Genomic DNA, 23,840 nt, shown 5'->3' with positions numbered 1-23,840 from the left:
GCAAATATCTCATATCTGAAATATGTCATCCGGCTTTCATAATCTATTACAATGCATTATCCCCAGTCAGTTCAGGCAGAGTCTCTGTAGCCTGAACGCCTATTCCCCCTGTTTTTCCATAATCATTCGCAACTTCTCCAGAGCACGTTTCTGTATCATCCTTACATTTCCCGGTGATAAATTCATCTGCCTGCCAAGCTCTGTGGAACTTTTCTGATAATAAAATCTTCCCAGAAGAATTTCCCGTTCTCTGTCAGAAAGCTGCTCCAGACTTTTTCTTAATGTCTCTTCTCTCATAATCTTTGCCACAATCTCTTCCGGCATTTTTTCCCGGGGAATTGTCTGCTGCTTCAGGATTTCCAGAGAATAATGAGTCTTTTTATCCCTATAATAGTTTTTCAGGCGGTTTGCTGTGATTGCATACAACCAGGTAGCTATACTACCTTTTTCTTCATCATAACTGTCCATATTTCTGTAAAAAGACAGAAATACATCTCCAGTCAGTTCTTCCGCTTCATACAGATCAGGAACTCTTTTATGTATAAATGTCAAAATTTTCAGATAATATTCCTGATAAATACGCTCAAACTCCTCATACTTCATCCTCCGCCTCTTCATAAGACTCAATCTCTGCATAGAGATGTGTGTCTTCTTTCACATCTTCCTCTGGCTCGTACAGTTCTTTACACTCCTTATCTGTATACATAATGTAATAAGAATTATCGTCATGAAGCATGATCCATACATGATTATCTGCTGGAACCGTGATTGTATAATCCTTTTCCTGCTCTGTACCAGGAGCTGCAGTAACTGTCACATTACGTACATCACCTTCTGCTTTTTCTGCTTCTTCGTACTTTTCACAGAGATCTGCTACATCCTCAGGCCTGTCCACGCCGTAGGAGAATTCCATCTTCGAAGCTTCTTCCGAAGTGCCGTCCCTATGATTCAGAATCTGAGTATGTTTCAGTGGTCTGTAATCATCCGAAGCAACCACATATTCCATAGAAATCCAGTCTCCCTCTGTGTAGGATTCTCCATCTCCCTGAGAATTCAATGTGCTCTGCGTAAGTTCTTCAGGTACCTTTGTCTGTATAATGATCGTATCACCATCTTCCTTCAGATCCGTCACTTCTTCCTCTATGGTTTCATCTGTGTAAAAGCTTATAAGATCATCTGCATTTCCATCTGCTTCATCAATATACAGACAGGAGAGATACTCATCTCCTTCTTTTCCGTATTTTAATTCGCCATCTTTATAGAGCATCTGGGTAGTACCATACATATCTACATACATCACTTCAGAATCTTCATAGTCATATACCTTTGTATTCTGCAGTATATATTCACAGGTAGCTTCATAGCTTTTATGATTGCTTACAAGACTGTCTGTTTCTCCTGCTTTCATCATCTGTTCCAGTGCATTGTCTTTTGTCAGTTCAGGTAACGTATCCGATGCCTGGACACTCACACATTCTGCTCCCAGAGTTCCCATAATCAGTGCCGTCACAATAATCATTCTTTTCTTCATTTTTTAGTCTCCTTTTCTTATATTTTTTCCTTTACGATGCCAGTAAAAGCAAACTTTCGGGCATATATACCGTATCAAAAGCTCTCCTCATTTTGACAGTTTTCTGCATCTATATTATTTATGTTATTTGAATTTGACTTCCTTGTCTATATTTTTGCGTGAATAGTCAAAATATGGTGTGAAAAGACCTTCATATGATTTGATTTTGCCCTCTGCCAATGGTATACTTATTTTTAATAGGTAACCTGGCCATTATCTATCTTTATGACAGGAGGGTTTTATGATAGCATTGCGTTATTTCTGCGGATTTTCTCTTCAGATTTTTCCTTATGCATTTTTCTGTTTGTATCCATTCCGGGATCGTTTCCGCCTAAGCACAAAAAAGACAATGCTTATGGCACTGTCCATTTTTATTGTAATGGTCATTCCGTTTTCTCTTATCGCACAGTTCAACATCGGCGGTGATTACAAAGAGCTGATCTGGAATGTTATTTTTTATATTGCCCTGCTACTGTTCGGAGTGTTGTATTGTTTTATCATCCAGGCAAAAATAGCAGAAAAACTATTTGTATTTTTTGTTGTAATGAGCTACGGATTCTTTGTTACAAGCACCGTTACCTTTTTGCACCGTACTTTCCGGTTTCCATCCGATTATTTTATGTATCCGCCCTTTGCACTGGCTCTCACACTTATCATAAATCTGGTTCTTGCGAAACCATTTCTCATGCTGATGGAGCGAATCCGTACTATGATCAATGCAGATCTGGAATCACGTATCTGGAAGATTCTCTGCTCCCTCCCTGCTTTGTTTATTCTGATTGCCAGCATTGCACAGTTCTCAAGCATAATAAATCTTTCCAATAATATAGTTGTCCATGTTATGTTTGTACTGTTTGCAGTATTTGCTTTCGTGGTGTATGCCGTATTCTTCAGTGTCATGGGATACATCCGCAGCAAACAGGAAGAACAGCGGATTTCCGAGCGCATGCTGGAAAACTACCGGAATCAGGCAGAAAACAATGAACATATCCTGGAAATACACCATGAGATCCGGCATCATATGAATGCCCTGTCCTCCTATCTTAAACAGGAGGACTATGCAGGTGCCAGACAGTATATACAGAAATTTACTGAAGAAGCCGAACAGCTTCCTTTTGTCACCTACACAGCCAATGCTCTGGTCAATTCCATCCTTTCAGAATTCGCAGAACGTGCCAGCCGTTATAAAGCCATAGTGGAGTACAGTATTATCATTGGCAGAAGACTCAACATGGAAGACATTGATTTGTGCCGGATGTTGACAAATATATTGGAAAATGCAGTAGAAGGGTGTCAGAAGGTTTCTGAAGGACAGCGGGTCATCCGACTGAATCTCCATTCAAAGGGAAATTTTCTGTTTATTAAATGTGAAAACTCCTGCAATGAGGATAACTTGAGAATCACGAATGGAAAATATAAATCCAGTAAAAAGAACAGTGACAGGCACGGTTACGGTCTTAAGATCATCAATGGTATCGCCGAAAAATACAATGGTATACTGAACGTACAGGTACGTGGTGGCTTTTTTGCTGTAACAACAACGCTTTGTCTTGACGAAAATAACGAATAATAGGAGGCTTTCACTATGTACCATATTGTCATCTGTGATGATGAACCGATTTTTTTAACGCAGATATCAGAAATGATCATCGATATTTTAGCATCCATGGGAGAATCCTGCGAGATTCGAAAATATACTTCTATTTCAGAATTAAAAAATACATTGCAGAATACTCCCAAAAGCTGTGACATTCTGATTCTTGATATTATGCTGGGTGAAAACAATGGGATCAGCTTTGCAGAATGTCTCCGTGACACTGAAAACCAAATTCCCGTTATCTTCATTTCCAGCAGTGAGAAATTTGTATTCGATGCATATTCTGCTGAACCTGTAGGTTATATCCTCAAGCCGGTCAGCCGTCAAAAACTTGCAGAAGCACTAACCCGTGCAATCCGACATCTGATCCCGAAATCCATTATAATCGACACTCCGTCCAGAACTGTATCCTTTCATATCAGGGATATTACCTATATTGAAATAATCAATAAAGAACTGCAGATTCACCTTCAGGACGGTACTGTCACGAAGATATATAAATCCCTTTCTGCAGTCCGTGAAACTCTGCCGAAAGATATCTTCGTGCAATGTCACAGATGCTACATTGTTTCTCTGTATGCTGTCCGTTCAATCAGACGCTTTGAAATCACACTGAATAATCAGGAAATAATCCCGGTCAGCAAATACAGCTACCGGAATGTCCAGGAACAATTACAACAATACGCTGCAAAATGGTTTTAATTTCTCCAAACAGCAGAAAACGGCGGTTTTATCGACCGCCGAATTCTCATTGATATTTTGCAACAAGCTCTCCGGCATTTGCTTTCACATCATCGGAAACAAGCCCCGGGAATTCCTCTTCCAGTTCATTCAGGATATTCATAATATCTTCTTTTTCCTGATCGGTGCTGATAACAACCTCGCAATAGTTGATCTTCTCCATACCTGCCACTGAGGTTTCCAGCTGCATAATATAATCCACATGCGGATTCCCATATAATCGGATCAGATCCTCCTGCGACCTTGCTTTCATCTTAAAGTTCAATGCATATTTCAGGTTCCGTTTCATACTGTAATTTTTGTCAGTTCCGAGTATACTGTCCACAAAAATAGATAGTGGATTTCTTCCCTCCATGGCAGCCGTTGTTGTTGTCATTCCGGACCATCTTGGATTAATTTCGATAATATACCATTCTCCTGCCCGGTAAACCAGATCGACCTGCACCGTTCCTTCAAATTTCAAACTCTGTGCCATATTAAGCAGTTCTTCCTGTACCTTTTCAAAATGATAGGAAGGATCCGTCACCGGACCAAATTTTACAGAGCTTAACGGATCTGTAATGCCCTCTTTTGTTACAGAAAAGGCGATCGGCGGAAGGACACTGTAACGTCCCTCTACACCATGAATTTCCGTTCCGAACTGTTCTCCCTGAATCAGTTCTTCCACCATTATATCTGAATTGTTCCGATCGGAATTAAGAAAGCTCTCTACTTCCTCATAGGAGTTCATGATTTCCACTCCGATTGACCCTGCACCTAATGTATCCTTCACAATGACCGGAAAGTTTATTTCCTTAATCCGATAAAAAACATATTCCTTATATACATTTACACTGACACCCGGATTCTTCTTCTCCGCAAGAAACAGCTCATGGTGAATATAGATTCCCTTTGCCGCTTTGACAAAGCTGCGGAACATGATATTACTACGCCACTTATCAAATGCTGCCACTGACACCAGCGTATTATTGGCAATGGTTGCAATTCCTCTTTTCTGTAATTCCTCAGCAATGAGAGCGGTCTTGATCGGTACCCAGTCAAAGGGAACGGCTCCCGATGCAATTGCTACAGCAATATCCGGTCTCTGCTGTGCAATCAGCTCTGCCGTATCCTCCGCACTCATTCCACTCTCCAAAAGCACGTATTTCACCTTCTCAGGTTTTTTGCAGATTTCCCCATCTGCCACGTCAAAAATGTAAGAACCATTCAGGGGTCCTGCTACAACAAATTCGCAGTCCGGATAAAGCCGGTCCATTTCATCCCAGGTATCTGCCCGGAACGGCTGGTAGGTTGTTTTTGTTGATGAATTGGAATGTGCTGATGTTGACGCACTATAAAATACAATACGCATAATCTCTTCCTCCGCCTATTTTCTATGATTCAAACTGTGCCTGATATAATCTGGCATAGGCTCCGTTTTGTGCTAATAGCTCTTTGTGGCTGCCCTGCTCCACGATATGCCCGTTCTCCATAACCAGGATTACGTCTGCATTGCGAATTGTGGACAGACGGTGGGCAATGACAAAGCTTGTCCGTCCCTCCCGCAGCTTATCAAGTGCCTGATCAATCATGGCTTCGGTTCTGGTATCTACAGAACTTGTTGCCTCATCCAAAATGAGAATATTCGGTTTCACAAGAAATGCCCTGCAGATCGTCAACAACTGCTTTTCTCCGGCAGAAAGGCTTGACATTTCATTGGAAATTACAGTCTGATAACCATCAGGCAGTGTACTTACAAACTGATCCACGAAGGTCTCCCGGCATGCATTCCGGAATTCTTCTTCCGTGATTTCCCGTTTCAAACCATATTTCAGATTGTCTCCGATCGTTCCTTTATACACCCAGGTGTCCTGCAGAACCATTGCAATGTTCTCCCGCAGGCATGCTCTTGTAAGGTCGTGAATTTCTACTTTGTCATCAAAAATAATTTCTCCAATGTTTACTTCATAAAATCGTTCAATCAGATTTACAAGTGTTGTCTTGCCGGCACCAGTTCCTCCAACAATAGCGACCATCTGGCCCGGTTCTACAACAAGGTTCATATGTTCAATCAGCTTCCTCTCAGGTACATAAGAAAAGCTCACATCCCGGAAATCGATCTTTCCCTGCAACCGGTAGCTCTCTCTGGCTTCCGGTTTTTCTTCAGCCTGATCTTCACTATCTAACAGCTCATAGATCCGGTCAAGAGACGCTATTCCGGACTGCAGTGAAGAATACGCCTGGGACAGCTTGGAAAAGGGTGTCTGAAACTGTCTGGTATACTGAATAAATGCCTGCACATCTCCGACCGTCATCTGTCCGGATATTACCCGTAAAGCACCTCCCAATGCCACAATCACATAATTCAGATTCGTAAAGAACCGGGACAATGGTTGAATCAGGTTCGATACGGCCATAGCTTTGAAGGAAGATTCATACAGCAGACGATTCTGCTTCCTGAAAGCTTCCACGAACTTCTCTTCCTGACCATAAAGCTTCACAATATTGTGTCCGTTCACACTCTCTTCCACATTACTGTTAATCATTCCGGTATAATACCACTGCTTCTGATATTCCTTACGCACAAACCTGGAAATCAGGGTCACAATCCAGCCCGAGACCGGAATAATGATCACAGTGATCAATGCCAGCCTCCAGTTAATTGCAGTCATCATGACAATCATCCCGACCAGCTGGAAAATACTGTAAATCGTATCTGCACCGGAAGAATTCAGAGTCGTGACCACATTATCAATATCATTTGTGGTCCGGCTCATGATATCTCCGTGACTGTTTGTATCAAAATAATTTAATGGCAGCGACCATAGCTTTGTCTCTACCTGACTGCGCAATTCTTTCGCCGTATCAGAGATGATCCGTGTGGAAAACCATGCGGACAGCCATTTCGATACGAACTGGATCAGAAAAATCACACTCGATATCCCTGCCCAGAAGAAAAACCGGTCCCAGTGAATGTTACTGCTTACCGGGTTTGACATATCCTGTACAATGGAATCCGTTGCATACCCCAGATACTGCGGTCCCAGCGCTGTAGCAACCGCTGAAATAATAATACTGAACAGCATAAGAGCGGTCAGCATCTTATTTTTAAAGAAGAAGAGCTTTAACAGCCGCTTGAAAGACCCCTTTTGTATGGTCTTTTTCTGCTTTGTACTCATGATGCCACCTCCTTATCTGTGGGCTGGGAAGCCACAATTTCCTGATAAGTCCGGCTGCTTTGCATGAGTTCTTCATGTGTTCCAACCGCTTCAATACGTCCCTGATTCATCACAAGGATCTGGTCAGCATCCTTAATGGTACTGATTCTCTGTGCAACAATAATCACAGCCGCATTCTGTGTAACCGGCTTCAGTGCTCTTCGCAGCTCCTGGTCTGTCCGGTAATCCAGTGCAGAGAACGAATCATCAAACAAATAGATGGAGGGTCTGCGGACAATTGCTCTTGCGATTGCAAGCCGCTGCCGCTGCCCGCCCGAAAAGTTTGTTCCCCCTTCGGAAATCTTCATCTTAAGACCACGTTCGTTTTTCTCCACGAATTCCTTTGCCTGCGCAATCGAAAGAGCCTCCCAGAGTTCTTCCTGTGTTGCATCCGGTTTTCCATCCCGCAGATTGTCCTCCAGCGTCCCCGAAAACAGGAAAGCCTTCTGCGGAACCATGCCGATTGCCTGATCAAGCTCATGCCTTAACAGCTTCCGGACATCCATGCCATCTACGAAGACCGTCCCCTCTGTCACATCTGCAAGACGTGGAATCATATCAAGCAAGGTAGTCTTACCACATCCGGTAGATCCGATAATCGCCGTCGTTTTACCCGGCTGTGCGCAGAAGGAAATGTCCTTCAATACAGGCTCCACCTGCTCATTATCCGGTGCATAGGAATACGTCACATGTTCAAAACATATTTCTCCCCGGAACTGCTCTGGCAAAAAAGCATCCTCTCTGTCCTGAATTTCACTTTCACTGTTTAAAATCTCTTCAATACGTGTAACCGATACCTCGGCTCTTGGCAGCATAATAAAAATCATGGAAGCCATCAGGGTTGCTGTCAGAATAAAGGATATGTAGGTTACGAAGCCGATCACCTGTCCAATCTGTACCTGACCGTTCCCCGCCATACGGCCGCCAAGCCAGATCAGCGAAATATTGGCAAAGCTCATTGTCAGGGTAAAGATTGGCTGCATCAGCCCTGTAATCTTACCGATGCTGGTATTAATCCTTGAAAGATCTCCGTTAATCCGTTCAAAGCGTTCCTTCTCGCCTTGTTCCTTCGTAAAGGCCTTTACCACACGGATACCGGAAATCTGATCCCTGAGTACGGTATTCATCTCATCTATTTTCGTCTGCTGTTCTCTATAATAAGGAAGGATCAGCTTTAAAAATACCACAGAAACCCCAAGCAGCAGAGGTATCGTCACAAGCAATACCACCGAAAGCTTCACGCTTTGGGACAAGGCAAGCACAAGACCTCCGATAAACATCATCGGTGCTGCGATAATCGCGGTAAATAAGAACGTAATAAACTGGATTACCTGCTGTACATCGTTTGTTGCCCTTGTAATCAGCGTAGGAGCTCCCATGCTTCCGATCATCCTGCGTGAAAAATGTATCAGCTTCTCATAAACCTGCTCCCTCAAATCCCGTCCGGTCATCAGTGCCACCTTTGCTCCGAAAATACCAGCCAAGGTTGATAGCAGTAACTGGATAAGAGCTATTCCCAGCATGAGAATTCCCTGATGCATGATATATGCAGCATCCGCATTCGCCACACCATAATCGATCACTCTGGAATTGATTGTTGGCAGATACATGGTTAAAAAGGACTGACCAAGCTGCAGTAAAATGACCAGTATCAAAAGTCCCCTGTATGGGCTTAATACTCTTCGCAAAAATCCGGTCATGCCTGTCCCTCCATAAAATCATCAATAACGGAAGCATATGCATCCATCATCTTACGCCCCGGCATACCCGGAAATGCATTTACCTCTGCCAGCACATACTCTCCATCACCAATCATAAGATCCAGTCCGATAATCGGAAGATCAAATATGGACGCCACCTTTTCACAGAATACCTTTTCTTCTTCGGTAAGAGTCTTCTCCTGTGTAGTTCCACCCACATGTACATTCGAACGGAATTCATCAGGATTCGATGCATGGCGCTCCATCGAAAAATAATATCTGCCATGGAGAACAACAACACGGATGTCTCTTCCTTTGGAAGTAGCAATATATTCCTGTGCCACATAAGCCTGTCCATAGGAAAGAGTTGCAAAGTAATCCTTAAGCTCCTGGCCGTTATGGATCAGTTCTACACCAATCCCGCCAAATCCACTGTCCGGCTTCACAACAAATGGATAACCAAAACGACCAGACAGTGTTTCGGGATCAGAATCTTTGAAAAACACCATCGTATCAGGCACCCGTATTCCATTCTGTGCAAATCTCTGATAAGTTGCAATCTTACTTCTTGCGACCTGAAGCTCACGCAGATTTAAAATAGATGGAATTCCCGCATCCTGAAGCATATTCTCCAGAATAAATCCATCCGTGGATCCAAGTAGTGGCCAGAAATAATCCGGCTTTTCCATTTTTTCGCCCAGACAGGTGATCACAAGTTCCCCGTTCCTGCAAATTTCAATCGTGGAATATTCGCAGAAAAGCACTTCCTTATCTTTACCTATCAGTGCCTGCATCTGCCTTCTTCCATTTGTCTTAACATCTTCCACAGTACTGTCCTGGCTTGCTACTAAAGCTAAAATTTTCATAGGCTTCTCCTTTTATTTTCACAAAGTCCTTCCATTTATTTTACAAGCTCCACCCCGTATTCTGTCTGACTGAAAAAGAATTTCCGCTGCAGTTCATTCCGGATGATGTGCACAGGCTTCAGCTGTGCCGGCGCAATTCCCTTCATTATCATCAGATCACGGTATAAGCTATATGTCTCCGGCTCTAAGATATTTAACTTAGTTGGCGCACAGATTCCTTTTGCCACCTTATCTCCCATGGACGGATTGGCCTTAGCAAGATTCCTCTCCAGAAAAAAACGGATTTCCTTTGCTTTCATCCCCTCCGGAAGGCTTTCGATTTCCATAAAATAAGTATAACGTGGAGGAACATGTTCAACATCCGGATATACTGTAAAATCAATCATGTCAAAGCCAAGCTGCTTTGCTGTATCCTCTGCGGCAGTCCTGAGTGCCACTTCTGTTGTCTTCTCCCCCATAATACTGACTGTCTGATCAATACGTCCGATGAATTCCAGAATCGGCAGATTCTTATATTTTCCTGCAATCTTTACCGCATCACGCATACGATACCGGTAAAAACCGGAAAGATTCGTAACAATCACTTCATATTCTTTACCTGTCTCAAGCTGATCTATCGTTACTATTTTGGAGAAATCATCATCTGCGTCTGTCGGCAGAAATTCATAGAACATACTGTCCGGAACCGGCACGCTCTTCTCATCATTTAACCGGTACGGGACACTGATCATGCCTTCAGATGCATTAATTCCGGTAAAATAACGGGCTATTTTTTCTCCCATATATTTCTCTTTGATCTTATCAGCATAAACCTTAAATCCACCGGAACCGACACCGGTAAGGAACTGTGCATGAGGCCACAGCTTCGGTACAATCGGTTCCTCAAACCCCTGCATGAAAATTCCCCTCAGTTCCTGCGCTCTCTCCGGCATGGGCTGAATTTTCTTTAAGAGACTGGAACGGACTTCCTCTGACATTTTAATACCCAGATCAATCGTTCCCTGTTCAATATCATTAACCAGAAGCTCCCAATGCTGTTCCATATAACGCAATACTTCCAGTAAAAATCCAAGAAAGTTCGCTGCCATATTCGTAAGATCCTGGTCCATCAGTCCGAAACGTGCATGCAGATATCTGGTGTTGGTTTCCGATTCCGGATAAATTGCTTCATCGGGAGATGTAAAACTCATTCCGAGGTAAGGGCGGAATTCACCGATCATTTTTACTGACAAAGCCCCATAAGTAACACCGCTTTTCACGTGCTGGATCTCTGCAATGGATTCCGCAATGGACATATTCCGTCCGTTGATCCAGTCTTCTCCGAGTTCTTTTGCGACCAGACCCATACGGTAGGGACCATTATACTTCTGAAAAACCTGAAAAGCCTCTTCCGTCAACGGTATACGCTTGGGATTTCCAACCGTTCCTGAAGACTTGTTATAATGTACAACCTTACCGGAGGTAATCAGATTCTCCTCCCCATCCTCACTCATTCTTAAAATATAGCCTGCATAATCATCGTATACACTGACCGGAACCTTCTTCTGGTATTCTTCTATGGAATGAATATTCGCAAAGCCATATTTCCTTCCATATTCCGTATCCTTATTTTGTTCCAGAATCCTTAAAAGCAGCTTTTCATTTTCCCCCATGGGATCCTCTGCCATCCGATTCAATGCTTCCACTACCGGTATTCCCAATTTGATCTGTTGCAGATTCCCCTGTCCGGCAGGTGTTAATTTTCTCTCTTCAATTGTCATATTCTTTTCCCCATTTTCATCTGTCTTTTATTGTTCGACTGTCAAAATACTGTCAAATCCGGTTGCTTCAAATACTTCCATAATAATTTCATTGACATGCTTTACAACCATACTTCCCTTTGCTGCATTCATTTTCTTCTGACAGGATAAAAGAACTCTTAATCCGGCACTGGAAAGATACGCAAGATCGGTAAAGTCCAGAACAAGCTCAGTAACTCCATCAAGCTTTTGGAAAATCTCCTTCTCAAATCCCGGTGCTGTTGCAGAGTCCATTCTTCCTTCCAAAGCAACCTCCATTTTCTTTCCCTGTGTTTTAACATCAAATTTCATTGATTTAACCCCCTTGTATTTTATACATATGCGGTAACTATTTTATCTGAATCCGTGCTTTCTTCAGTTCCCTGTTCTTTATCTGAATTTGTGTTTTCTGTATCAGTATTTTTCTCTTGATGATCCTGATCCGTAATATCTGCTTGATCTTCTTTTACAGGTAATTCTGAATCTTGTTCCATCATAAGAATATTGCCTGCATACACGGTTGTTGCTACAATACTTTGACTTAAAGTACTGAACAGCAATACAAAAGATAGCAAACATGCTTTCTCTATTTTTTCTCCTTTCTTCTTTTAACTGTTTTTATATCTATATTATATATATTATTTAAATCTAGTTTCTCTGTCTATATTTTTGCGTGAATAGTCAAAATATAGTGTAAAAAGACATTCATCTGATTTGATTTTGCCGTTTGCAAAGCTCTTCTTTTGATAAAAGATTAACTTCCTGATTTTCTATATTCCGTATTACTGAATTTTGATTTTCACAATTATTAGGCGGCTCATTCTAGTATTGTTCCATACTTTTAAAAGTAAGAAAGCCTGCAATCACTCCGGTTCCCAGAGAAATTAACAGGCTGATCAATAAGGGTTTTTGCTTCATTAAAGAGCTCCCTTTATTTTTAGAATTAATTTATTATATTCTGCTGTCATGGAGACATTCTACTTTTGGCTGCGTTACTGAGAATATTATCTATTGTCTGCTTTATTGGTTTTTCCTGAATCCGTGAAGTTGATTTCCTCACATACTCCTTAAACCCTATAGTTTCATGCTTTTGCAATATTTTTTTCCAATATTGTTATTCACCCACCAGGTGAAAGCAGTCTGTGGTAAAATAGACATAACAAAATCTATGGATTGGAGTCTTTTACCATGAATAACAACCACCGAATCACACTGAACACCAATAAGAACATTATTGTTGAGTTTACAAATGAACGTATTATCCCAGCCAGCGGTCTGGCTGTTGTTGGCGCCCTCCTTGGGAAAAGCGATTTCATCAAAAAACTCAATCGCATGGACGTGACATCCAATCGGTCTCAGCATCAGATTAAAAATGGTGATATTGTACTCACTTACCTTGGAATGCTTTGCATGGGCAAACCTTACTTTGAAGCTTTTTCATTATCAAGCGAAAACTTCGCCGAGAAAGCACGGATGACTGGTTTGAAATGGCAAAGCAGTATTGCCGGAATGTAACCAGTCCCAGAGACGGAAAAACCGTCTATATAGGCAGTGACTGGAAAACCGTTACCAGTAAGCAGTTCAATACAGAGTATACACTCCGTGCCGGATACGAGATTACAGAGCGAACCATTGATAAGTATGGTCAGTTCAACCTTGTTCCCGATATTGAAGTTGAAGCCTGGTGGACAAACCTTGGTGACCCGGATGAGGAAATCATCAGTCTGTATCATGCCCATGGGGAATGTGAGCAGTTTCATAGTGAGGTAAAAACAGACATGGATCTGGAGCGGCTTCCATCCGGAAAGTTCGCGACCAATGCACTGATACTCGAATTAGGGATGATCGCATATAACATTCTCCGTATGATCGGTCAGGGCACAATTGGAGGACGGGCACCCCGTCAGAAGAGGGATGTTAAACGCCGTCGTTTACGCACAGTTATCAGCAACCTGATTATGATGGCAGGACATATAACCATGCATGCACGCCAGTTGATAACCGGCCTCGGAAGAAGCAACATCTGGCGACATATATTTTCTGATATCTGTCAGAAATATGCTGTCACAAACTCATAAGTAACAAAGCAATTTTATAGCAGGCTTATTTCGTGTACCCTTTTTTGCCCAGTGACTGCTTTTGTTCCCGGTGCTGATACAGAAAAAGCCACAGAAGTATGCTCACATCATGAAACAAACTTACCTTTGGAAGATTGGTTCTCTTAAAGAATGAACTTCACGGATTCAGGTTAGTTGCTAAGTCTCTTGGTGTGGTGGTACTGTTACCAATGAACTTAATGGGAGCCGCATAGCCTTCTGGTTCAACAGGAGAATCATCCCAGCCATTTGCAAAGGAATATAAGACCAGTCCCATCTTCCCGAACAGTCGTTCCAGGAAATCTGGATCTGACGTTGCAATTTTCCCAATGGTTTTGATCCCATAACGGTTTAACATCGTTCTGGTAGATCTTCCGACATACAAAAGGTTAGCTGCAGGAAGATTCCAGACGATACTCTGGTAATTTTCTTTATGAAATTGGGTGATCGCATCTGGTTTTTTATAATCGCTTCCAAGCTTAGCAAAAATCTTATTCCACGAAATCCCGATACTGACTGTGATCCCCAATTCCTTTTTTACACGGCTTCTAATCTCATCTGCAATCTTTTTTTCATCCCCTTTTAAGGCGGTACTTCCAGTCACATCCAGCCACGCTTCATCACATCCATAAGGCTCCACCAGATCGGTATACTCTCCATAAATCTCCTGCAGCATGGAAGAAAACTGTAGATAAAGCTCCATTCTGGGCGGAACAACAACCAGATCCGGACAGGCACTTCTTTACCCCCTTTTGCGTAGCAGTATAATTTGCTGTCAGAACAATCCCACGTCTGGATGCCTGATACGCTTTAATCGCAGGCTTGTTCAAAACTCTGGACCAGTACGCAGCGATCTGGTAATGTGCAGACCCACATACAGCCTCCATGTGATATGATTTCTTCTGGTATTCCACACCTTTCCATGATTATTGGCAGACGTCTTGGTATCCAGATTATCAAGCATGCTTCATCTATCTGTTCCTATCAAAATATCGTTTTGCAAGTTATCAAGACGCATTCTTCTTTAATTCAAGGATTTTCTTCCTGATTTCTTCTATAACTAATTTAAACGCCTCATCGTTTTTTCCCGTTGGATCTTCCAGTCCCCAGTTATCGTCAAAAGGCCTGTCAATAAACGGACACCCTACATTGCATCCCATGGAAATCACGATATCAGGAGTTGGAATATCGCGAATCAGTTTGCTGTACTGACCATCTGCTTCCATATCTATTCCATATGACGTTTTCATAATCCGGACTGCATCCTGATTGATCTGCGGTTTTGTCTCTGTGCCGGCAGAATAGCTTTCAAATATATCAGATGCCAGATGCTTTCCAAATGCTTCTGCTATCTGGCTGCGGCATGAATTATGGACACAGATAAAAGCTGCCTTTTTCTTACTCATAGAAGAGTCCCCTTTCTCTTATATCTTACTCCTTTTCCATAATTTTACAGTTCCTCCTGGTGCTCGTTTCATTTTCTGCTCCAGCTTCTTTCCATAATTTTCCTTCTTTGTAGTGCTTCCGGCAAAGCGCCACATAGCTTTCATTGGAGCCAAGCATGATCTGCGCACCCTCCCGTACAATTTCTCCATTTGCATACCGGGTATTACACTGTGCACGTTTTCCACACCAACAGACAGTCGGTACTTCCTCAATGACATCTGCAATCTCCATCAGACGTCTGGAGCCAGGAAATAAGCGGTTGCGGAAATCGGTGCGCAGTCCATAGCAGATCACTGGAATATTATAAAAATCCACAAGGTCGGACAAAGTGTCTATTTCCGCTTCCGAAAGGAACTGCGCTTCATCCACCAGAACTGCATCCACTTTCTTTCCCTGATACCGGTATTCTGTATTTTCTTTTTTCCAGATCGTAGAGATCTCTTTTAAAAATTCATCCACGTATTCTGCTGAAGCAGATAATCCCATACGAGACTGGATCTTGCGTTCTCCATCCCGGCTGTCTGTTCTTGGTTTTAACAAAACGGCATACTGACCGCGCTCTTCGTAGTTATAACGGACCATTAGTATGTTTGCTGATTTCGAGCTTCCCATTGCTCCGTAGCGGAAATATAATTTTGCCATTTTCAGACTCTCCTTATGCTCAGTGTTCTTTCAAAAGCTTTTCCATATAGCTTTTCCTTCTATCAATCAAATTTCAGAACCAGTTGTCCGTCGATCCAGCTTTTCTGATCCGCCTGATGTATTTTATCATCCGCTTTTAAATTTCCAATCAAAAACGGGGATTTCGGATCATGCAAAGCATAATTCTGACGAACCGTTTTGGTATCGTAATTAGCATAACAATATTTGCATCCATGAAGGCAGGTATTATATGCTCCAATATCATTTCCCATAAAACAGGCACATTCTTTCCGTAGTGGCTGCTTTTTCGGTATATCCAGCGTGGTATGGAGGGCTTTTTCGTATGTTTCCTGTGTCATACAGCCATTGCAATCTGCCCCATAACAGGCTAATTCTGTTCCTTCTCCACAGGGATATACTTTCATTCCATGTGCCGCGGCTATCTGTATCATGGTTTTCCCAAGTGACAGACGTTTTTCTTTTGGTACAGCTTGGGCTTCCGGAAAATTTCTTCTCACTTTCTGGTACAGGTCGATGAAACTGATCACGCAGGTATGGGTATAGCCCTCAAGGGCCTGTGCGATCTGTGTAAACTTTTGGATATGGACCTCTGGCGTATAAGTCTCATTCAGGAATATAGGGTCATAACGCCATCCCATGGAATCCGGTCCTGTAATCTCAGCCAGTTGCCGAAATGTATCTATTACCGCTTCTACATCTGGAACCAGAGGCTCTATTTCTTTTCCATAAGGGGTAATGGTAACGAACCAGTACATTCCATATGTTTTCAGTAAATCCATGTGTGAAAGCATAGGCGCCGGATTTTTCGAGCAGAACGCAATCAGATCTACCACAGAAGGCGAAAAGGTATATCTTGTTACCTGCTGCGGCTGATATGGATTCCGAACCATCACGTAGCCCTCTTTTATCCGGTTACACAGCCATTCCGAATAAAACGCCGGGATATCCGTCCGCATACCGGTCTGAATAATCATAAATGTGTTCCCTTCTTTTTTATGTCAGCAAACTCTCTTACATATTATTTCTCATTTACAAGCTTCCCTGTCATATGCTCAATTCTGATTGCAAATAGCTGGACACGGCTTCTTGCAGAACCATTCATTTCTTTTTCTACTTCTTCTACTGTAGGGTAATATTTTTCTGCCAGTTTTCGAAGACGGTCTTCTATAATCTTGATATCTGTGATAAGTTCTGCTTTTCCAAACACAACAACACTTGTGGCATTCCACTCCCAGTGCCCTTCTTTTTTGAAACCCTGGTTCCAGGTTGTCAGACACACTTTATTACATTTCTGGATTGCATCCATCTTGTGTCCTTCTCTGGCTCCATGAAAATAAATCGTATGATCAGCCTCTTCATAGTAAAAATTAATTGGAATGGTATAGGGATACCCTTCATCACCAATTACAGAAAAAGCAGCTCTTTTTTCATCTTTTAATATTTTTTTACATTCATCTTGTGAAACCTGTTGCTTAAATCTTCTCATCTCGCGAAACATAAGATATCCTCCTGCCAATTATTTTGCTTTTCAATGGAATCTCATTTTTTAGATTACATTTTGATTAAGGCAAACTCCATTTTTCATCTATATAGATTACCAGACAATTCAATTGGAAAGAATCACATTCAGAGCAGTTCCAGTTTTTCTCAGAATTGCTCTTTTTGTTTGCTCTGAATCTGATACTTTCCTAATGAATTGTACCATATGCAAATAGAATTTACAAACATTTGTTCTGCTTATTTTCAAAAAATAGTGCGCCTAGCTCATCACTGAAGTAACGAGAATGCGACGCACAGTTTTTCAAAACTTTATCCATATGTTTTCCCTGTAACTTTCCAAAAATATTTGAAAAGGGACTGTTTCCAGCCCCTTAATTTCTGTAAATTTCCTTACAGATATGAACAACATGACAATTTGTGCCCCGGATATCTTTAATCTGCATACCACGATGGTTCATTTATATACCGAATAGTTCTTCTCCAGGAGCATGTCTCGCACTTAAAGCATCCCATTTCGGTTCTTCCATCGCTATATTCAACACGTCGCTCCTCATGTGGTTCAATTGTTCTATGAGTGAAGCAGAAATGCTCTTTATTATTTATTGATTGTCCGTCACACTGGATAATTATATCTAAAAAGTTTACAGCTTCTGTAATGTCTTTAAATCCATTAATTTCCTCAGGTTCAGGATCCTTAAAGAGTAAAATACGTGGCATTTATTTCTTTGTCTATTACTTCTTTATGGCCTGTTGCCTTCACTGCTTTCTGTGCTGCAAATACTGCACCGCAGATTTCACAGTATCTTACTTCCGTTAATCCATCTTCTGTGCAGGTCGCTGCTACTTCTGACAGGTTTTTGTCAGTCCTTTTATACTTATATAATTTTCAAAATATTTACTTTTCTGCCAAAACTGCTTCAAATCCTTCTTCTGCTTTTCTTACTGTGTCTTCTATGATTTTCTCTGCAATTGGTTTCAGATCCATTTTTAAGATCTGACCTATTACTTCCTCTTGTTTGGCTTCCGGTACTTTATATAAGGTAAAGCAGCATTTCAGTAATCTTCTTAATTTATTCTCCATGGTAAAATAGAGGTCGCATTTTTTTGCCATAAATCCTCTGGTGATTCCGGCAGAGGCAATGTCCATTTCATAAAAATCTTTCAATTCTGCTTCTTTTATATATTGTGAAAAAATATGCTGAATCTTCTGCGCCGTGCTCATATAAATATATTCTGAAGTAGTAGGAAGAGAATATCCTACCACATATAATTCCCTCAACGGTTCTGACAATTCGGCTATGTACATCTGTATCGAAACTTCTACTCCATAGACAAGCAACGGATCCGGAGTTTCCCCTAATAATTTCTCCGCCTTATCAAACTGGCTTCCAAACATTGTTTTGACCAGGGTAAGCAGCAAGGTATTCACAAGTATATGCGAAGCAGTAATGTTCCGTATCAGGATATGCTTGCATTGGTGGAAAGGCATTTTTCTGTACTCAGGCAAAATTCTATGCGGTACTACTCTATATTCACGGAAAAAGGGCTGCTGGATCTTTTCAACAGCAATGTTATTGTAGATTTACCGCCTCAGTTTGTACCTCCTCTTGAGCACGAAGACATTCTTGCCATGCTCAGGCAGCTGCGGTCAGATATTGCAAAGGATAATATTTGTGGCCTTATCACCCGCCCGACACAGCTGAAACTTCCTGACTATCTGTCCATTTCTGTCAGTGCGCAAAACAAGATTAATATTTACCCGACAAACGCTTTTTTATTTGGCACATATTGTTGTAATATTCATATTTCAGACGAATCATTGTGCCGGATCTTTCAGGATTTCGTTCAGTCACTGCCAGGAAGTCCTATGGTATATTCAAAGGAGGACTGTTTAAAGCTACTGGATCAGCTTACTTTGCCATTTTAATTTACGCCGGCAATGAGCCATATTCCGGGCAAAATTATTGTTTTTTCGCCTTTTTTCATATATAATAAATACATTATCGCTGCGAATCACTGCAAAATATGAATGTATCAGTACACTGATTCACAGCTTCCAGATTTATTAGAAATGGAGTGTTCGGATATGGAACTAAAAAACAGAACTTTATCAAATTTTGCAGAACTGGTACGCACTGGTGAATGTAAAAAATTCAGAGGGCGTTTGAAGGTAGGCGTGGATCTTGGTACTGCGAACACGGTTCTTGCAGTTGTAGATAGTACGAATCGTCCTATTGCCGGTGTCTCTGCACCCTCCCATGCAATCCGTGACGGTGTTATTGTGAATTATTACGAATCTGTTCAGCTGGTTACAAAATTAAAAGAAGAACTGGAAGAAAAGCTGGGCACGGAGCTTCTCTATGCCGCTGCTGCCATTCCTCCGGGAGTTTCAGAAGGCAGTGTGAAGAGCATTGGATATGTATTGGAAGGTGCCGGTTTCGAAGTAACCAACATTGTTGACGAACCTACTGCGGCCGCTGCTGTATTAAAGATTACCGACGGTGCAGTTGTAGATGTGGGCGGCGGCACAACCGGCATCAGCATCCTCAAGGATGGCAAGGTAATCTATACGGATGACGAGGCAACTGGGGGCAGCCATATGACGATGACAGTTGCCGGTCATTACCGGATTCCCTACGAAGAGGCAGAGGTTCTGAAGACCACTCCGGAAAAAGAGAAGGAAATTTTTCCGGTTATTAAGGCAACGGTTGAAAAAATGGCATCCATTACCGAGAAATTTCTAAAAGGCTATGAGATACCTGCAGTTTATGTGGTAGGCGGCTCTGCAAGCTTTCAGGAATTTACCAGCGTGTTTGAGAAGAAGCTGAACCTTCCAGTTTACCGGCCGGTTCATCCCCTTTTGGTCACACCGCTTGGAATCGCTTATAACTGCCAGCTTCCACAAAAAGCTCACTGATTCTAATAACAAAAAGCTCTATCGTATTTTGATCTGTCCAAAAGTTAGATTTTTGGTGCTTCAAAATACGATAGAGCTTTTATGTTGCAAATAAGTGAATTTCAGTTTTCTAGTATGGCTCACGCCCTGCCAGGCATTCACTTTTCAGGAGACGTTTGACAATAATCTTCTCCGGATGGGCAAGGATGGCGGCATCAAACAGATCTGTTTCTGCAGAACAGGGAAAACCATGCTTCTGTCTTTATTTGCTACCCAGGCAGTTTTTTGAAGTAACTGGTTCTTGACACATGATATCCCTTGCATTATAATACGTTTAACAATTAGGTTAAATGTTAAATAAAGGGGTGTGATGAATTTTTGGGTATACAGGATACATTAAAAGCACTGGCAGATCCAATACGACGTGAGATTTTGAACTTATTGAAGAATGGGCGGCTTTCAGCCGGAGAAATATGCGCACATTTTTCAGTAACGGGAGCATCCATATCAAGACATCTGGCAATATTGAAGGAAGCTGATTTGATCCGAAACCAAAGAGAAGGAAAGTTTATTTATTATGAATTAAACACTTCCGTATTGGAAGATGTCATGCTGTGGATCACAAATTTGAAAGGAGCATCAGACGATGAAGGAAATGATAAAAAAATATAGAGGTTCATTAATCAGCTCTATACTGGTAATTTTTGTAGGAGTCCTGGTCGGTTTTACGAGTACACACGGTAAATGGATAAATGTATTTTTTGTAGTAACGCACTGTATATTTGTAGCAATCATATTTTATGATAACAGAAGCCGACAACAGAGCCCTAAAGTTATAGGAATGGCTATATGGATGATACCTGTTATTACATTGCTCTATAATGGCATTGCCAGATTGGTAAATACCGGGGCAGATATGGAGAACCTGTTTATGGCATTCATGTATTATGGAACAGGCTTACTGTTCATGGTTATAGGAAATTATCTGCCAAAGGTAAAACAGAACAATACGATAGGGATCCGGGTTATATGGACATTGCAGGATGAAGAAAATTGGAATGCAACTCATAGATTCAGTGGAAAACTATGGATGGCATCAGGTATTCTGTGTATGCTTTGTGGTCTTTTTGAGGAAAGTATGGCTGCTCTTGTTTTGTATATCGTAAGCATTATGGCAGCTGCAATCATCAGCATTCTCTATTCTTATCTCTTTTATAAGAAAAAGATAGCGACCGGAGAAAAATTAAAAATTCAGTATAACAAAAAAACAATTGGAGTATCAGGTATCATAGCCATTTTAACCATTATATTCGGTATATGGACGTTGTTTTTGGGAAGTATTGAGATTCGTTTCGAGGATAAAGATTTTACCATTGAGGCACAAGGCTGGAGCGATTATACAGTAGACTATACGCAGATTGACAGTATCTCATATGAAGAAAATTCATCTCAGAGCTGGAATGATTATAGAACCAATGGTTTAGGAAATCTTAAATATGCTATGGGAAATTTTAGAAATGATGTCTATGGAGATTATATCCGGTATACCCATTCATCCTGTCATTCATATGTAGTCATGAGTATAAATGGAAAAATATTGGTCGTAAATGGTGCAAATGATTCAGCGACAAAGGAAATCTATCATACTATTAGCGAAAAGATGTCAAATGAATTAGAATAACATCAGTTACAAAAAAGCTTGACCACAACAATTCTGCAAATAAAAAAGAAACTGTCGGATAATTCCAGGCAGTTTCCTTTTTTACATATATCAGATACTATATTTATTTACAATTATTTTCAATCATGTCAGCTTTTTTGTTTCTCCCCATCAGCCGATAGTATTTACACCATAATCGCAGCGATTGCAAAGGAACGATTTCTGTTCCAAGTGTCATTCGTTCCACGATTTGTTCTTTGTCAAGAGAACAATCATAAACCTTCCCTTCGCTTACAATAGAAAATCCAGCCATAACGTCAATATCTACAGAATCAATGGTGAATTCCATGAATACCTTTGTACGATACATTGGATCAGAAGCAGAAGCCGGTGCGTGAAGTTCTCCCATTTCTGATAAAATTGTTCGGACCTGTTCAGCATCATGAACAGAGACCATTAAATCAATATCATGAAATTCTGAAATAATACCTTTAAAGTACAGCAGCATAGATGCGCCTAAAGCCCACTCTATATTTGCCTCATTAAATCGATGTGCAATTTTCTGTAGTAATTCAATTTTCTTCCGTATTTCAGGCATAATACCTCCCACTTATATATTTATCTGGATAAAACATGTTTGTTACTGATTCCTACGGATCACTCTGCAAGGACTGCCTGCAGCAATCACATTGTCGGGAATACTTTTTGTTACAATACTGCCTGCTCCAATCACAACATTATCTCCGATAGTAACTCCTGGTAAAATAATAGCCCCGCCACCAATCCATACATTATTTCCAATGATAACTGGTGCTGTTTGTGTTTTACAATCATGCTTCTTAAGTCCGTCAGATAAAGGTGGCTTGGAACTGTTTTTTGAGTTTTTGTTTAACTGCTCTTTCAGTTCTCGGATGGTCTGGTTCAGACTTGTAATCTCAGCAGAAAGCTCAGCAATGCGAGCACTTTGTTCTTCGTTTTGCTTCATCAGAAAACGAACGAATTCTTCTGTGATATTAACTGGCATTCAGACCACCTTCTTTCCGCGATTTTTTATATTTCTATTGTAACGGAAATGCCGTAAAAAAACCAGTCAGACAAAAAAGATACTTCCTTAATCCAATCCTCTAACGCCAGACCCTCTACAGAACTCTCGCGTATTATTCGTTACTACTATTATCCCTCTGATCCTCATTACAGCCATTGTTCCTTTGACCTGCTATAACAAAATGGCACAAAAAGCATTGATTTTATAGACCAATTAGTCTATTCTAAAATAACTACAACAAAAATATTCTTGGAGGGGTATATGACGAAAGCTCTGACTAATTATGATAAAATAAAAATTTCTACAGCACATGTTTTCCTGCAATATAATCAGGCTACAATGATACATAAATATTCATTAGATTACAATTCTGACTGGTTATATATTACTTTTATTAACCGTACCTATCGTATTAAACGAAAAACGGGAAGTGTTCAGTGGTCAGATAATGATTTTGAAATAATTCATGAAGCCAATCACAATGAAGCAATGACTATTTATGATGTTTTATGTTATTCAAAGGATAGATGCCATCTGTCACATGAATTTATAAACATAAACAGCCTTTCCTCTGTCCGAACAGGAAATCTCTCAACGAGCAGCGGATTTTTTCAGAATACCGCTGACTTTTTTAACGGAAAAACCGTTGAATTGCGTAATGCCTGTATAGCACTTTCCGGAAAGGAACTGGAAAAAGGAGATGTTGCTTTTAAATTAAATCTTTTTCCTTTTTTGCCGATTATCATTCGTTTCTGGGAAGCTGATGATGAGTTCCCGGCAAGTCTTCAAATTCTTGCAGACAGGAATACTTTAGATTACATGCATTATGAAACGCTTATGTTTGCACTTACACATCTGTTTTCCAGACTGAACGAGGAAATGCGAAATGAAAAAAGGTGAAGAATCCAGACAACTCCTGATTGAGTGTGCGGCTGAATTATTATGGAAAAATGGATATTCTGCTACTGGAATCAGCGAAATTCTCAAACAAACAGACCTTCCAGTAAGAAAAAATATGATTGAAATGTACCTGGAATACCGGTCATATCATGGCATCTGAAAGGAACTTATGTAAGTTCTGAAAA

24 protein-coding genes and 3 pseudogenes are annotated in these 23,840 nt (G+C 41.0%); 9 read left to right on the top strand and 18 right to left on the bottom strand.

The annotated features are described in order from the left end of the window. Positions 1-99 precede the first annotated feature (99 nt). Entirely contained in the window at positions 100-603 is a 504-nt protein-coding gene (locus tag AB5618_RS01080) for an RNA polymerase sigma factor (RefSeq protein WP_226815539.1), read from the bottom strand. Further along, entirely contained in the window at positions 593-1,531 is a 939-nt protein-coding gene (locus tag AB5618_RS01075) for a hypothetical protein (protein ID WP_148462069.1), read from the bottom strand. Before AB5618_RS01075 ends, AB5618_RS01080 begins: the two co-directional genes overlap by 11 nt. A 280-nt stretch (positions 1,532-1,811) precedes the next feature. On the opposite strand from AB5618_RS01075, the gene AB5618_RS01070 reads away from it, so the two are divergent. Together AB5618_RS01070 and AB5618_RS01065 are read left to right on the top strand one after the other, a co-directional pair. Next, complete coding sequence (locus AB5618_RS01070; protein WP_148462068.1) at positions 1,812-3,140, top strand: GHKL domain-containing protein; 1,329 nt, start codon at positions 1,812-1,814, stop codon at positions 3,138-3,140. Positions 3,141-3,155: 15 nt separating this feature from the next. Then, positions 3,156-3,869 carry a LytTR family DNA-binding domain-containing protein gene (locus AB5618_RS01065; protein ID WP_148462067.1) on the top strand — a complete coding sequence of 238 codons (714 nt, stop codon included), beginning with the start codon at positions 3,156-3,158 and terminating at the stop codon, positions 3,867-3,869. Between the two features lie 46 nt (positions 3,870-3,915). Here the strand turns inward: AB5618_RS01065 and AB5618_RS01060 are convergent, their stop codons facing one another. Genes AB5618_RS01060 through AB5618_RS01030 form a run of 7 tightly spaced genes read right to left on the bottom strand, consistent with a single transcriptional unit; the run spans position 3,916 to position 11,946 of the window. Then, positions 3,916-5,259: an ATP-grasp domain-containing protein gene (locus AB5618_RS01060; RefSeq protein ID WP_148462066.1), complete on the bottom strand. Its 1,344-nt coding sequence runs from the start codon at positions 5,257-5,259 to the stop codon at positions 3,916-3,918. Between the two features lie 22 nt (positions 5,260-5,281). After that, positions 5,282-7,066: an ABC transporter ATP-binding protein gene (locus AB5618_RS01055; RefSeq protein WP_148462065.1), complete on the bottom strand. Its 1,785-nt coding sequence runs from the start codon at positions 7,064-7,066 to the stop codon at positions 5,282-5,284. Then, positions 7,063-8,805: an ABC transporter ATP-binding protein gene (locus AB5618_RS01050; protein WP_173717340.1), complete on the bottom strand. Its 1,743-nt coding sequence runs from the start codon at positions 8,803-8,805 to the stop codon at positions 7,063-7,065. Before AB5618_RS01050 ends, AB5618_RS01055 begins: the two co-directional genes overlap by 4 nt. Continuing rightward, positions 8,802-9,671, bottom strand: a complete 870-nt coding sequence (locus tag AB5618_RS01045) for a RimK family alpha-L-glutamate ligase (protein ID WP_148462064.1) — start codon at positions 9,669-9,671, stop codon at positions 8,802-8,804. Before AB5618_RS01045 ends, AB5618_RS01050 begins: the two co-directional genes overlap by 4 nt. Positions 9,672-9,706: 35 nt before the next feature. Beyond that, positions 9,707-11,431: a GH3 auxin-responsive promoter family protein gene (locus AB5618_RS01040; protein WP_148462063.1), complete on the bottom strand. Its 1,725-nt coding sequence runs from the start codon at positions 11,429-11,431 to the stop codon at positions 9,707-9,709. Positions 11,432-11,458: 27 nt separating this feature from the next. Next, the gene (locus AB5618_RS01035; RefSeq protein ID WP_148462062.1) at positions 11,459-11,761 is read right to left on the bottom strand and encodes an STAS domain-containing protein; all 303 of its coding nucleotides are present in this window, start codon (positions 11,759-11,761) and stop codon (positions 11,459-11,461) included. Positions 11,762-11,781: 20 nt separating this feature from the next. Then, entirely contained in the window at positions 11,782-11,946 is a 165-nt protein-coding gene (locus tag AB5618_RS01030) for a hypothetical protein (RefSeq protein WP_173717341.1), read from the bottom strand. A gap of 691 nt (positions 11,947-12,637) precedes the next feature. Here AB5618_RS01030 and AB5618_RS01025 point away from each other — a divergent pair. Further along, a pseudogene (locus AB5618_RS01025) lies at positions 12,638-13,527 on the top strand (transposase). A 157-nt stretch (positions 13,528-13,684) separates the two neighbouring features. Here AB5618_RS01025 and AB5618_RS01020 read toward each other — a convergent pair. The 6 genes from AB5618_RS01020 to AB5618_RS00995 all read right to left on the bottom strand — a co-directional run bounded on the left by AB5618_RS01020 (position 13,685) and on the right by AB5618_RS00995 (position 18,583). After that, positions 13,685-14,248 carry a hypothetical protein gene (locus AB5618_RS01020; protein ID WP_368366428.1) on the bottom strand — a complete coding sequence of 188 codons (564 nt, stop codon included), beginning with the start codon at positions 14,246-14,248 and terminating at the stop codon, positions 13,685-13,687. A gap of 304 nt (positions 14,249-14,552) precedes the next feature. After that, positions 14,553-14,951, bottom strand: coding sequence for an arsenate reductase ArsC (locus tag AB5618_RS01015; RefSeq protein WP_173718909.1), 399 nt, complete (start codon positions 14,949-14,951; stop codon positions 14,553-14,555). A 25-nt stretch (positions 14,952-14,976) separates the two neighbouring features. Then, the gene (locus AB5618_RS01010; RefSeq protein ID WP_173718908.1) at positions 14,977-15,633 is read right to left on the bottom strand and encodes a thymidine kinase; all 657 of its coding nucleotides are present in this window, start codon (positions 15,631-15,633) and stop codon (positions 14,977-14,979) included. Positions 15,634-15,695: 62 nt separating this feature from the next. Further along, the gene (locus tag AB5618_RS01005; RefSeq protein ID WP_173717344.1) at positions 15,696-16,628 is read right to left on the bottom strand and encodes a DUF1848 domain-containing protein; all 933 of its coding nucleotides are present in this window, start codon (positions 16,626-16,628) and stop codon (positions 15,696-15,698) included. Between the two features lie 44 nt (positions 16,629-16,672). Continuing rightward, positions 16,673-17,152 (bottom strand): pyridoxamine 5'-phosphate oxidase family protein, encoded by a 480-nt coding sequence (locus tag AB5618_RS01000; protein ID WP_173772015.1) that lies wholly within the window; start codon positions 17,150-17,152, stop codon positions 16,673-16,675. A gap of 897 nt (positions 17,153-18,049) precedes the next feature. Then, complete coding sequence (locus AB5618_RS00995; protein ID WP_173772017.1) at positions 18,050-18,583, bottom strand: TetR/AcrR family transcriptional regulator; 534 nt, start codon at positions 18,581-18,583, stop codon at positions 18,050-18,052. Positions 18,584-18,589: 6 nt separating this feature from the next. On the opposite strand from AB5618_RS00995, the gene AB5618_RS00990 reads away from it, so the two are divergent. The 4 genes from AB5618_RS00990 to AB5618_RS00975 all read left to right on the top strand — a co-directional run bounded on the left by AB5618_RS00990 (position 18,590) and on the right by AB5618_RS00975 (position 21,731). Then, positions 18,590-19,081, top strand: a complete 492-nt coding sequence (locus tag AB5618_RS00990) for a hypothetical protein (protein WP_173717345.1) — start codon at positions 18,590-18,592, stop codon at positions 19,079-19,081. A gap of 159 nt (positions 19,082-19,240) precedes the next feature. Beyond that, the gene (eutJ, locus tag AB5618_RS00985) at positions 19,241-20,071 is read left to right on the top strand and encodes an ethanolamine utilization protein EutJ (protein ID WP_173772019.1); all 831 of its coding nucleotides are present in this window, start codon (positions 19,241-19,243) and stop codon (positions 20,069-20,071) included. A gap of 357 nt (positions 20,072-20,428) precedes the next feature. Further along, positions 20,429-20,722 (top strand): autorepressor SdpR family transcription factor, encoded by a 294-nt coding sequence (locus AB5618_RS00980; protein ID WP_187564839.1) that lies wholly within the window; start codon positions 20,429-20,431, stop codon positions 20,720-20,722. 181 nt (positions 20,723-20,903) lie between these two features. Continuing rightward, positions 20,904-21,731, top strand: coding sequence for an SdpI family protein (locus AB5618_RS00975; protein WP_227199227.1), 828 nt, complete (start codon positions 20,904-20,906; stop codon positions 21,729-21,731). 103 nt (positions 21,732-21,834) lie between these two features. Here the strand turns inward: AB5618_RS00975 and AB5618_RS00970 are convergent, their stop codons facing one another. The 3 genes and pseudogenes from AB5618_RS00970 to AB5618_RS00960 form a co-directional block, all read right to left on the bottom strand. Further along, complete coding sequence (locus tag AB5618_RS00970; protein ID WP_118584022.1) at positions 21,835-22,308, bottom strand: DUF1897 domain-containing protein; 474 nt, start codon at positions 22,306-22,308, stop codon at positions 21,835-21,837. A gap of 42 nt (positions 22,309-22,350) precedes the next feature. Further along, positions 22,351-22,539: pseudogene (locus AB5618_RS00965) on the bottom strand (DapH/DapD/GlmU-related protein); the annotation flags it as partial. Then, positions 22,540-22,695, bottom strand: a pseudogene (locus AB5618_RS00960) (DUF6444 domain-containing protein); the annotation flags it as partial. 321 nt (positions 22,696-23,016) lie between these two features. Between AB5618_RS00960 and AB5618_RS00955 the strand changes: the two are divergent. After that, positions 23,017-23,655, top strand: coding sequence for a DUF3786 domain-containing protein (locus AB5618_RS00955; protein ID WP_173771466.1), 639 nt, complete (start codon positions 23,017-23,019; stop codon positions 23,653-23,655). Continuing rightward, positions 23,642-23,815 carry a hypothetical protein gene (locus AB5618_RS00950; protein WP_173717288.1) on the top strand — a complete coding sequence of 58 codons (174 nt, stop codon included), beginning with the start codon at positions 23,642-23,644 and terminating at the stop codon, positions 23,813-23,815. Before AB5618_RS00955 ends, AB5618_RS00950 begins: the two co-directional genes overlap by 14 nt. The last annotated feature ends 25 nt before the right edge of the window (positions 23,816-23,840 follow it).

This window comes from Ruminococcus sp. J1101004sp1_RTP21198st1_B9_RTP21198_201120 (genome assembly GCF_040924245.1).
Classification (GTDB): Bacteria; Bacillota; Clostridia; order Lachnospirales; family Lachnospiraceae; genus Blautia_A; species Blautia_A faecis.
This window is presented reverse-complemented; position numbering and strand designations above follow the sequence as displayed.